Genomic DNA, 12036 nt, shown 5'->3' on the forward strand with positions numbered 1-12036 from the left:
TGCTAATCAGCCGAAACAGACAAATATGGTCGTAACCCGTTTTGCGCCCTCCCCGACCGGGTTCCTGCATATCGGCGGCGCTCGTACCGCTATGTTCAACTGGCTGTTCGCCCGCCATCACGGCGGCAAAGCGCTGCTGCGGATCGAGGACACCGACAAGGCCCGCTCGACCCAGGAAGCGATTGATGCCATTTCCGAAGGCCTCGACTGGCTCGGGCTCGACTGGGACAGCGAAACCGTCTTCCAGTCCGAACGCGCAGCGCGTCATGCCGAGGTCGCCAATGAACTGGTGGCATCGGGCAACGCTTATAAATGTTTCGCGACCCCCGAAGAACTGACCGAAATGCGCGAAAAGCAAAAGGCCGAGAAAAAGCCGATGCGCTATGACGGCCGCTGGCGTGACCGCGACCCATCGGAAGCGCCCGAAGGCGCGCCATATGCGATCCGGCTGAAGACAGAGATGGCCGGAAAAGTGACCATTGCCGACATGGTGCAAGGTGATGTTTCGGTTCAAAATAGCGAGATTGACGATTTCATCCTGCTGCGCTCCGACGGCACGCCAACCTATATGCTCGCGGTCGTGGTCGACGATCATGATATGGGCGTCACCCACCTTATCCGCGGCGATGACCATCTCAACAATGCTTTCCGCCAGCTTGCCCTGATCCGCGCGATGGGCTGGGCCGAACCGGCCTATGCCCATATCCCGCTGATCCACGGCAATGACGGAGCGAAATTGTCCAAACGCCACGGCGCGCTGGGCGTTGAAGCCTATCGCGACATGGGCATATTGCCCGACGCGATGTTCAACTATCTGTTGCGGCTCGGCTGGGGCCATGGCGACGACGAGATTATATCGCGCGAACAGGCCATCGAATGGTTCGACCTTTCTGGCGTCGGCAAATCACCTTCGCGTTTTGACACCAAAAAGCTGCAAAATCTGAACGGTCATTATATGCGCGATGCCGCCGATAGTGATCTGGTTCGTCTCGCAACACCCTGGATCGAGCAGGATTTGGGCCAATCCCTGGAGTCATCGGACAAGCAATTGCTCGGTCAGGCGATGCCGGTTTTGAAAAGCCGGGCAAAAAATCTGATAGAATTGAGCGAATCCAGTCTTTTTCTGTTTAAAAAGAGGCCACTTGGCCTCGACGAACGGGCAGAAACCCTGCTAGACGATGATGCACGGACGCTGCTTAAATCGATTCACCTTGGCTTGACTGATCTGGAAGACTGGACACTCGAGGCAACGGAAGAAGTCATAAAAGCGATCGCGGAGTCTGCCGAATTGGGATTGGGGAAGCTCGCACAACCTATGCGCGCCGCCTTGACAGGAAGTACCAGTTCACCCGGAATTTTTGACGTCCTGATACTTCTTGGTAGAGAAGAATCACTGGGCCGTCTTGCAGATCAAATAGAAAAAACCTGATTTTTCAGGAGCAGAAAGGACAATATCGTGGGCGATAACGCAAAATTCAGCATCAACGGCGAAAATCACGAATATCCGGTTCTGACGGGCACAATTGGCCCCGATGTCGTAGATATTCGCAAATTATACGGCCAGACCGGTGCCTTCACCTATGACCCCGGCTTTACCTCGACCGCCAGCTGCGAATCCGAGCTGACCTTCATCGACGGCGGCGAAGGCGTCTTGTTGCACCGCGGCTATCCGATCGAACAGCTCGCCGAGAACAGCAGCTTCATGGAAGTTGCCCATCTTCTCCTGCGCGGCGAACTGCCGACGTCGGATGAATATGCCGATTTCAACAACACGATCACCCGTCACACCATGGTGCACGAGCAGTTGCGCGGTTTCTATCAGGGCTTCCGTCGCGATGCCCACCCGATGGCAATCATGTGCGGTGTGGTCGGCGCATTGTCGGCTTTCTATCATGACAGCACCGACATCAACGATCCCGCCCAGCGGATGATCGCAAGCCACCGTCTAGTCGCGAAAATGCCGACGATTGCGGCGATGGCCTATAAATATTCGATCGGTCAGCCATTCGTTTATCCGGACAATGAATTGTCCTACACTGGCAATTTCCTGCGCATGACATTCGGAGTTCCGGCTGAAGAATATGAAGTGAACCCGGCGATTGAAAAAGCCATGGACCGGATCTTCATCCTCCATGCCGATCACGAGCAGAACGCGTCGACCTCGACGGTCCGCCTGGCCGGTTCTTCCGGCGCCAACCCGTTTGCCTGCATCGCTGCCGGCATTGCTTGCCTCTGGGGCCCTGCCCATGGCGGCGCCAATGAAGCAGCGCTCAACATGCTCAAGGAAATCGGTCATCCCGACCGCATTCCGGAATATATCAAACGCGCCAAGGACAAGGACGATCCGTTCCGTCTGATGGGCTTTGGTCACCGCGTTTACAAAAATTACGACCCGCGTGCATCGGTGATGCAGGAAACGGTGCGTGAAGTGTTTGAAACGCTGAAGGTCAAGGATCCAGTCTTTGAAGTGGCGCTGCAACTTGAAGAAATGGCGCTCAACGATCCATATTTCATCGACAAGAAACTCTTCCCGAACGTCGATTTCTACTCGGGTATCATCCTCTCGGCGATCGGTTTCCCGACATCTATGTTCACCGTGTTGTTCGCTCTTGCCCGCACCGTCGGCTGGGTCGCGCAGTGGAACGAAATGATTTCCGATCCAGGCCAGCGCATCGGCCGTCCGCGCCAGCTCTACACTGGTCCGGCCAAGCGCGACTTTGTCCCGATCGACAAGCGCTAGAGACATTAAAGATTTCAGAGAAAGGGGGGCTTCATGCTCCCCTTTTTTGCCTATTCCCGTTCGGGAAGTGCCAGAGTGAAGGTCGAGCCTTTGCCGGCTGAACTCGTAACGGTGAGGCTTCCGCCCATTGCACCTGCGAGCCGACGTGAAATGAACAGACCCAGTCCGCTGCCGCCATCGCCCGAGCGCCCCAGTCGCTCGAATTTCTCGAAAATCCGGTCCTGGTCTTCCACAGCAATACCGTCGCCCTGGTCGGTTACCGAAATTCGGGCAAATTCCTGATCGGTTGAAACACGCAGCTTGATCACCGAACCATCGGGTGAATAGCGGATCGCGTTGCCGATCAGATTGACGATAATCTGTAGCGACCGACGGAATTCGCCGCGAGCCGGTAATTTCTCGCCCTCTTTGGGAAGATCGATCCGTATCTGGTGATCGGAAGCCTTTACCGCGAGCAAGCCGGCTGCGCGGTGAGCGAGATCGACAAGGTCGATATCATCCGCAGCAACCGTAAATTCCGGTCGTTCGATTGCCTCGAGATCGGAAAGATCGTTGACCAGTTCCAGCAAATGGCGGCCCGCAGAGGCGATATCCTTGGCATAGCTGGCATAATCACCGCGCAAAGGGCCTTCCAGCTTGCTGCTGATGGTTTCGGCATTGGCGATGATCTTGCCAAGCGGCTGGCGCAATGCGGGTCCCAGCTGAAAGCCGAACAGACTGTCGCTGATCAGCTTGGTTGCGACAGGCTTGTTGTCATTATCGCTAGTTTCCGGAATATCCGGCGTTGCCGCGAAACGATAGCCGGCGAAAATGCCGACCTTGTCGATCAGCGGCTGCCCTTGCAGCACATATAGATGCTGGCTGCCAAATTTTTCCTGCACCCGCTGATTGCGGATCGGTTGCCGTTCGGCCACCGCCTCGAGCAATCTTGCATGACCCGAGGGCGGAATGACATCATATATATCAAGCAGAGACTGGCCGATAGCATCACTGGCCTGGTCGGCGTCACCCGGCATTTGCTGGGCAATGATCCGCAATGCCGCATCGGTCCTGATCACACCCCGGCCTTCCAACCGGTCAAAATCGCGAGCGCGAGCCGGATCCATCTGGCGCGGCTCCTCATGCGGTCGCTCTTTCCAGTCGATAATTTCGAGGCTGAGCCGCTCGCCTTTTTCCGGAGAAGCAAAGCGCGTCTCGACCCACATATCGATCCGGCACTCGTCATCAGACGCTTGGGCCGGGCGCGACAGGTTCATCCCCAACCGTCGGCTGAGCCGGCACAATTCTGCCAGTTCGGGCACGGCCAGCGGCCCGCCTTCGGCGCCGCCACTGCGCAAATGCAGCCGCATCAGCCGCGGATCAGCAGACAGCAATATGCCGTCGGCGTTAACCTGCCCGCGCACCGGTTCGGCCAATTTGCCCGCTGCCGTCATTTTGCTCGATCACTCAAACTGTCGTCGGCAAGAATGCGTTCGGCATTCTGATAGGCGCTGGGCGCTGCCCAGCTCGATACCAGAGCCGCTGACCGGTCCTGATCGGCTTCGCCATAGGTTGCTGCGGTGAGGATATGATCGTCCCCATCGAGCGCGGCAAATACCGACAATGCTTCTTGTGTAGGGAAATTGGCTGCGCGCATCGCCACGACGAAACGCACCATATTGGGTTCGGCGGTAAAACCAATGATCTGATCACTGGTCAGACCGGATTGCCGTGCAAGCCGGGCGATGAACAATGACAAGCCATCTCTCATCGGATGCGGAATACGGTCTTCTGTCATATCGGCCTGCTCGAGCAACTGGGCCAGACGGTCGGATTTACGCGCTACGCTGGCGCTCTCGTCGTGCGAGGCGAGCAAGCGCTCTGTGGCTTGCTGCAATTGCGATCCGGGTAAATCGGATAGCCGGGCAAGCGCAGCGGTTACCGGCCAGGCCAGAGCAAATGCAATTTCCGCTGGCAAATCTGCGAGGCTCGCCGATATTTCTCCCACCGCTCCGGTGGCCTTGGATTGGGCAACCAGCAATCCCATCGCCGCCTCGGCAACCGCCGGATCAGCATGATCCAGATGGCGGGTAAGGGTCGCTTCGAGATCTTGCTGCGAAATTTTCTGCAATAGCCGCGCCGCCAGTTCGCCTTGCTGCGCTTTGATAAATAGATGCTGGACGATTTCGACCGTCTTGAGCAGGCCGCTATTCTCGAGCAGGCGAAAGCTCTGGCCTCCTCCACCCTGCCCGATCTTGACGAGCGTTTCATGCGTGACCCCGAGTTCCTGTGTTGCAATCTGGCAGATGCGCTGTTCGATCTGGCCGATCGTGGCGCGCAGATATTGCCGCGCATTGGACCGCATGCGGTCGTTGAAATGCACATCGGTTTTGGGAAACAGGGCCTGAGCAAAATCATCGGCAATGAACGAGGCTTTACCGGCCATTGCAGAAGCATGCCGGATGATATCGTTATTCATCGTCTCGTTCATCGAAAAAACTCGCTGTGCCATAGCTTGGCCGTAACCTAATGTGGTTAACAAGCCGCTAAGCGGGCTGTTCCATTATTCGTCTTGCAAGATCGTCTTTTCCGACAAATCTTTCGTGAAATAGCGATCGAGGACGAGAATCAGACCGGAATAAAGCGATGCTCCGTAGAGGCCGATGGCAAATTGTCCGAATACGGCTGCAAGAAACAAGGCCAGCAGAACCAATCGCATATCCGGTTTGACCAGCGCCAGACGCCTGTCCAAGGTTCCTGTCTTTAATATTAGCAAATGGGCCAGCAATATCACCGCAATCACCAGATTTGGAGCCAATGTCGTCCCGTCAGACACCTGTACAAGAAGGATTGCCACCACCGCTGCCGCGAGCAAATCCAGTGCCGAGCCGATCCAGTCGCGTATTTTTATCACGCTGCCAAACTGCATCATTGCTGCCCGGGCAAAATGCGCTGCGCTGCCGAAGAAAAGCAGAACCAGCGATGCTACGGCGTAGCTCAGTACTGCCGTGACAACCGCCGCGATTCCGGCGGTTAGCGTGAAGATTCCGAGATATTGCGGCGCAGCTTTTTTCTTCCAGAGCCTCGGTAGGCTGCGCTTTATCAATGGCTGCAACAGAAAGCGGTTCAGGAAATTGCCCTCTGGCGCGGACATGCCTTTCAATTGGCGGCGGGTAAATTGCTCCGCACTGACTTCGCTTTGCACATGAGCGATCGCTCCCGAACCCATCCTGCGATCCGAGATAATCGCACGCGGGCATTCGGCTTGAACGGCAGTCCTCAGCAAGGCGGAGCCGACTTCCCATTCGTCCGGGATATCGATCATTGCGCTCAGACGAAAGGCGCTGAGCGAAACGATGCCAAGCCAGCGCTGGTTGAGATCAATCCGTTCAAATTCCTGATATTCATCGCCATGGAGAACGGTGAAAAGCAATTCCTGCGGCGGCCCGCTCAGCTGATCGACGATTTCTTCATTCGGGAGGATGCCATCGGCGATATAGATCAGATGATCCTGATCGCTGGCATATTGCACGAGATCGCTGGGGCTACGGACATATTCCGCATCCAGCCCCTCCTGCTTCATCGCATCGATTTTCTGCAACAGGGCGCCGTGGGTAACCGGGCAAAGGAATATGAATTTCTCGCAGCCAAAGCGTTGCGCGGCACGAATCTGCAAATCGAGCAATGTGCCATCGAATAAAGGGAGCAAGGCAATCGGTCCGTTGCCGTCGAGATCGTCTTTAGCGAGAGAAATCAGTGCCAGTTTCACGAATATAGGGGTCCTGATCGATGAATGGGGAGGTCGTTCCTATCCATAGATGGTGACGTGCAAACATGCCAACCGATATTCTGGTGAAGCAGGCGCGGTCCGGGCGCCAAAAGCGACGAGTCAGTCCCGATGGACCTCGACTTCGGAAACGGCGAGCTCCAGTTTCCGCAATATTACCGGATCGCCGGGTGCGGAATGGGCAGCTTCATCAGCCAGTTGCAGGATTTTGGTAGCTGCAAAGCTGGCGGCCAGTCCTTTGAGACGCCAAGCAGCATATTCCCAATTGGCATCGCAGCGTGCTCTACCCAATAAGTCTACCTGCCGTTTTGCACTTTCCAGAAACGCCTCACGCAGTTCCGCTATAAGCGACTGATCGTCTCCCACTGCGGCCGCTAAAGCGGCATCCAAAGCCCCGTAATCAAATGACATTTCCTTCCATTACACCTGATATGGTTAACTTATGGTTTCTATGATCCAATATTGTGTTAAATAGTCTCCATGGCAGGTGATAATAAGATAATCGGGATGTGGCGCGATCGGGATGAAACTCCTGTTGACGACCAGATAGAGGCAACCATGGGCGTCGACAGCGACGCGCCTGATCCAGACACGGATTTTCAGGAATTTTCTGAAGAAAGTCAGCTTGATAGCGACAATTTGTCGGAGGAAAGTTGGAGCCATTATTCGGAAGATGTGGCAAGTGCACCGTCCAAATCCCGATATATTCCGGTGTTTTTGCTTGGCCTTTCAGTGATCGGATGGACCGGCTTTTTTGTCTGGGCAAATCGCGACATTTTTACCGCAATACCGACGCCCAAGGCCGGAATTGACCTGCTGACCCAATGGTGTTTGCCAATGGCGACGCTCGGCATCGCCTATCTGCTCTACATGCGCAACAGCACGAAAGAAGCGAATCGGTTTGCCGATGTATCCTCTTCGCTACGCGCGGAATCGACGATGCTCGAGATGCGGCTGAAGACCGTTAACAATGAACTGAGCGTGGCACGCGAATTTCTGAGTCAGGAAAGCCGCGAACTGGAATTCCTCGGAGACCAGTCTTCCAGCAAGCTGACCACCGCTGCCGAAATGATCAAGACATCTTTGACCGATGGTCTTGGGAAAATGGAGAAGCTCGATAAGGTCGGTGAAGCCGCCTATAAGAATCTCGAGCAATTGCGCAAACATCTACCCGTGGTCATCAACACCGCCAAGGATGTGACCAATCAGATCGGCAATTCCGGACGCACGGCCCAGACCGAAATGACGGCCATGGTTTCGACCCTCAGAAGAATCGGGGAAGTTGGTTCTGCAGCAAAAAAGAGCCTCGATGAGCTAACGAATAAATCGGTCCTGTCGGTCGAAAGCCTCGCCGCAGAAGCCGAAAGAATCAAATCCAGTTTGACCAAACAGCTCGATGACGCCGGAACCGGATCGACCCAGCTGGCGAACATGTTGAAAAGAACGACAGAAGAAACCATCGAAGCGCTCCGCAAAACAAGATCCGAACTCGCGACCGAAACGTCCGAATCGGCATTGGCGATGCGCGCTGATCTGGATGCTCTCGAATCAAGTCTGGCCGCCGCTGGAAAAGTCGCCGACGACGAAGAAATCCGTCTGAAATTGCTGGCGACGACGCTCAACCAGACGATCTCCGAGATCGCGGAGAATCTCAAGAATCTCGATAATGAAAGCGGAGAAAAAACCGCAAAACTGGCCTTTGCATTGAATGCGATGGAACAGAATAGTGCCGCTCTGCAGACGTCGCTGGAAAATGGCCACGGAGTCGCCGACGGGATGATCGAGCGGATGGAGAGATTGCTCGTCGCGCTAGACAGCAGCGCGCGGGAAATGGACGAGACCCTGCCCCTTGCTTTCGATCGGGTATCCGAAAAATCCAAAGAAAGTCTGGCGCTATATGATCAGATCGCCAGCGGCGCCAGCAAGGCGCAGGAAGACGCTGGCAAAGTAGCGCAACAGATCGCCCAGACAGACCAGTCGATCAGCCAGCAACAGCAATTGTTGCGCAAAGTACGGGACGAGGGAGATGTTACCAGCAAGTCGATCGTTGACCAGATAAGCGAAATTTCAAAATCGCTCGAAGAAGTCCGCCAGCAGAATGAATCTCTGGCCGAAAGTGCTGGCGAGAAATTGATCAGCGCTCTGTTGCGGGTCAAGGACACGGCGAAACAGGCTTCAGAACATTCGCGGGAAGTACTCGAAAAGTCGATTGCCGGTTCGACCGAAGCTTTTGAAAGAGTAAGCGAAGAAGCGCTGAACCGGATCATCGACGACAAGATCGGCTCGATCGCACCAAAGCTGGAGAAAGCGGTATCGAGCGCGGTTGCGACAACCCAGTCGACCGCAGCCCATCTTACGGACCAATTGACGGCAATCGAGGATATGACGACCAATCTCGAGCAGCGCATCCTGTTTGCCAGAGAAAAGTCGGAACAGAGCAGCGACGAGAATTTCACCCGGCGAGTGGCGCAGCTGACAGAATCCCTCAATTCGATCTCGATCGACGTCGGAAAGATTCTGTCGAACGACGTCACCGACACCGAATGGGCAGCCTATCTGAAAGGCGATCGCGGTATCTTCACGCGGCGGGCCGTACGCTTGCTCGACAATCGGGAAGTGCGCGAAGTTCTGGCGCAATATTCAGCCAATGACGAATTCCGCGAGCATGTGAACCGGTACATCCATGACTTCGAAGCGATGCTCCGCGGCGTGCTCGCTACCCGCGACGGCAGCGCGATCAGCGTAACCTTGCTGTCCTCGGATGTCGGCAAATTATATGTCGCGCTGGCTCAGGCGATCGAACGGCTTCGCAGCTAGGAACGAATGCCTTTCATCCGTTCGCGGCTGTCGAAGAAATCAATGCTGTCTATGCCGATCCAGCCATAGACATAGTTGAGATAGAATAAGCCGAACATCGCCGTCGCCAGCAGCGTGGTCAGCAACAAAATCCGCAGGGGCCGGAAATTGACCGGCGCGCCGTCCGACTGCCCTTCCACCATTTTCTCGCCGGTTTCATGGTGGCTGCGGATGCCGATTGGCAGGATGATGAACGCAGCGGTCACCCAGAACAGAACGTAGATTGCGAAAATAGAGTAGAGTTCCATGACCTGCTAAGCTTCCACTGTGAGCACCGAAACGATAGGTTTTTTGCCCGTCCACTCGGTAGCACTGCGACGGACAAGCAAGCGAATCGCTTCGTTGAACTTGGCTATATCCCCAACCGGCCTGGAATATTTGGCGACTATCTTGTCGACCACTTCGTCGAGAAAATCTTCTTCGTCTTCCTCGAGCGGCACGCCGTGCATTTTCAGCACCAGTTGTCCGAAGATATTGCCCTTGCGGTCGAGACCGATGGCAACCGAGATCATGCCGTTATGAGCGGTTTTGCGCCGGTCATTCAATGTCCTGCCGTCAGCCGGGATGATCACATCGCCATCAACAACAAGCCGTCCGGTGCGTTCCTGGCCCAATATTTTCGGACCATTGGGAGCCAGTCGCACGACATCGCCATTCTGCTGGAATATCGCTTTCGGAACGCCATGTTCCAGAGCGAAGCGCTTCTGGGTTTTCATGTGACGGATTTCGCCGTGAACCGGGACCAAAATCTCGGGTCGGATCCAGTCATACATCTGCGCGAGCTCGGGTTGCCCCGGGTGACCGGAAACATGGATATGCTCCTGACGCTCGGTAATCATGACCACGCCCTTGGACGCGAGCTGGTTCTGGATCCGGCCAATCGCGATTTCGTTGCCGGGAATCTGCTTTGACGAAAAGAGCACATGGTCGCCTTCGGAGAGCTTGATCTGGTGGCTGTCGCCAGCGATCCGTCCGAGAGCGGCCCTCGCCTCTCCCTGACCGCCGGTGGCGATGATCATGACCTTGTCGCGCGGCAGGCTCATCGCTTCCTGAAAATCCACGGTCGGCGGAAAATCCTTGAGATAGCCGTTCTCGCGGCAATTCTCGATAATCCGGTCGAGCGAACGGCCGGCCACACAGAGCTTGCGGCCTGCATGGATAGCAACTTCGCCAAGCGTCTGGAGCCGGGCAGCGTTAGAAGCGAAGGTCGTCACCACGATGCGCGTGTCAATATCCTCGACCACCCGCATCAGGTTGCGGCGCACTTCTCCTTCTGAACCGGATGCCTTTTCATTGAAGACGTTGGTTGAATCGCAGACCATCGCCAAAATGCCGTCATCGCCAATCTGTTTGAGCGTTTCCGGGGAAGACGGGACACCGAGCACTGGTTCGTCATCGAGCTTCCAGTCACCGGTGTGGAAAATCTTGCCATATGGCGTGTCGATCAGCATCGCATTGCCCTCGGCAATAGAGTGCGCGATCGGCAGATAGCGAAACCCGAACGGCCCGAGATCAAAACTGCCCTCGTTGGGGATGATGTTGAGCTTGACCTGATGCTCCAGCCCGACTTCTTCCAGCTTGCGGCGGATCAATCCTGCGGTAAACGGGGTCGCGAACAGCGGAACATCGAGGTCGGCAGCGAAATAGGGGACCGCGCCGATATGATCTTCATGACCGTGGGTCAGCACTATGCCGAGAAGATCTTTGCGGTTCTTCTCGATAAATTCAAGATCGGGGAGAATCAGGTCGATCCCCGGATAGCTCGGGTCGGCAAAGGTCATGCCGAGATCGACCATCACCCATTTGCCGTCACAGCCGTATAGATTGACATTCATGCCGATTTCGCCCGACCCGCCAAGGGCCAGGAAAAGAAGTTCTTTTTTAGGTTTTGTCATTTAGCGTGTGTTGCTCGCTGATAGAGGAAATGCAGGCCCTGAAGAGTCAGGTCTGATTCTAGATGGTCAAATACGTCTGTATGTTCGTCAAAAAGTACGGCTAAGCCGCCGGTGGCAATGATTTTGGTCGGACGGCCGATTTGGGCCTTGGTCCGTGCTACTAGCCCCTCAATCATCGCAACATAACCCCAGAAAATGCCAATCAGCATCTGGCTTTCGGTGGTGGTGCCGATGACATTGTCACTTTCGGGCGATTCCAATGCGATACGCGGCAGCTGCGCGGTCTTTCCGACCAGAGCATCAAGCGAAAGGTTGATCCCCGGAGCGATGACACCGCCCTTATAGGCGCCTTCATAGTCGGCGACGTCGAATGTGGTGGCGGTACCGAAATCGATGATTACGATATCCTGCTTATATTTCTGATGCGCCGCAATGACATTGAGGACGCGGTCGGCACCGACGGTATCGGGCTGCTCGACATCCAAAGCGACGCCCCATTCCGCTGCGCCACGGCCAGCGACAAGCGGGGTTACACCGAAATATTTTTCCGAAAGCACCGTCAGATTGTGAAGAGCACGGGGAACCACTGTGCCAATAATCACTGCGTCGACGGTGGAGAGTTCGAGACCCTCGAGTTCCAGCAGCTGTCGGAGCCAGACGACATATTCATCCGCGGTGCGGCGGGCATCGGTTGCGATCCGCCAGCGCGCGCGAATGTCATCGCCGTCAAAAAGGGCGAACACTACATTGGTATTTCCGGCATCTATTGCCAACAGCAT

General features: G+C 55.5%; 10 protein-coding genes. 3 read left to right on the forward strand and 7 right to left on the reverse strand.

What is annotated here, in order from left to right:
• The first annotated feature begins 25 nt into the window (after positions 1 to 25).
• Both gltX and V7680_RS00880 read left to right on the forward strand, forming a co-directional pair.
• Positions 26 to 1429, forward strand: a complete 1404-nt coding sequence (gltX, locus tag V7680_RS00875; protein ID WP_335651396.1) for a glutamate--tRNA ligase — start codon at positions 26 to 28, stop codon at positions 1427 to 1429.
• A gap of 27 nt (positions 1430 to 1456) precedes the next feature.
• Positions 1457 to 2740 carry a citrate synthase gene (locus V7680_RS00880; RefSeq protein WP_335651397.1) on the forward strand — a complete coding sequence of 428 codons (1284 nt, stop codon included), beginning with the start codon at positions 1457 to 1459 and terminating at the stop codon, positions 2738 to 2740.
• Between the two features lie 50 nt (positions 2741 to 2790).
• Here V7680_RS00880 and V7680_RS00885 read toward each other — a convergent pair whose 3' ends face one another.
• The 4 genes from V7680_RS00885 to V7680_RS00900 all read right to left on the reverse strand — a co-directional run bounded on the left by V7680_RS00885 (position 2791) and on the right by V7680_RS00900 (position 6917).
• Entirely contained in the window at positions 2791 to 4173 is a 1383-nt protein-coding gene (locus tag V7680_RS00885) for a sensor histidine kinase (RefSeq protein WP_335651398.1), read from the reverse strand.
• The gene (locus V7680_RS00890) at positions 4170 to 5231 is read right to left on the reverse strand and encodes a hypothetical protein (RefSeq protein ID WP_335651399.1); all 1062 of its coding nucleotides are present in this window, start codon (positions 5229 to 5231) and stop codon (positions 4170 to 4172) included. The genes V7680_RS00885 and V7680_RS00890 overlap by 4 nt, the downstream gene beginning before the upstream one ends.
• A gap of 51 nt (positions 5232 to 5282) precedes the next feature.
• Positions 5283 to 6488 (reverse strand): hypothetical protein, encoded by a 1206-nt coding sequence (locus tag V7680_RS00895; RefSeq protein ID WP_335651400.1) that lies wholly within the window; start codon positions 6486 to 6488, stop codon positions 5283 to 5285.
• A 120-nt stretch (positions 6489 to 6608) separates the two neighbouring features.
• On the reverse strand, positions 6609 to 6917 hold the full coding sequence (locus V7680_RS00900; RefSeq protein ID WP_335651401.1) for an Hpt domain-containing protein: 309 nt from the start codon (positions 6915 to 6917) through the stop codon (positions 6609 to 6611).
• A gap of 69 nt (positions 6918 to 6986) precedes the next feature.
• On the opposite strand from V7680_RS00900, the gene V7680_RS00905 reads away from it, so the two are divergent.
• Positions 6987 to 9323, forward strand: coding sequence for a hypothetical protein (locus V7680_RS00905; RefSeq protein WP_335651402.1), 2337 nt, complete (start codon positions 6987 to 6989; stop codon positions 9321 to 9323).
• On the opposite strand, the gene V7680_RS00910 is transcribed toward V7680_RS00905, so the two are convergent.
• From V7680_RS00910 to V7680_RS00920, 3 genes are read right to left on the reverse strand one after another with little or no spacing between them, the layout of a single operon-like run.
• Positions 9320 to 9610 carry a DUF1467 family protein gene (locus V7680_RS00910; protein WP_335651403.1) on the reverse strand — a complete coding sequence of 97 codons (291 nt, stop codon included), beginning with the start codon at positions 9608 to 9610 and terminating at the stop codon, positions 9320 to 9322. The two genes, V7680_RS00905 and V7680_RS00910, sit on opposite strands and share 4 nt — an antisense overlap.
• A 6-nt stretch (positions 9611 to 9616) precedes the next feature.
• Positions 9617 to 11257, reverse strand: a complete 1641-nt coding sequence (locus V7680_RS00915) for a ribonuclease J (RefSeq protein WP_335651404.1) — start codon at positions 11255 to 11257, stop codon at positions 9617 to 9619.
• Positions 11254 to 12036, reverse strand: coding sequence for a type III pantothenate kinase (locus tag V7680_RS00920; RefSeq protein ID WP_335651405.1), 783 nt, complete (start codon positions 12034 to 12036; stop codon positions 11254 to 11256). Before V7680_RS00920 ends, V7680_RS00915 begins: the two co-directional genes overlap by 4 nt.

The sequence above is a fragment of the Parasphingorhabdus sp. genome, assembly GCF_036963705.1.
In the GTDB taxonomy this organism is placed as follows: Bacteria; Pseudomonadota; Alphaproteobacteria; order Sphingomonadales; family Sphingomonadaceae; genus Parasphingorhabdus.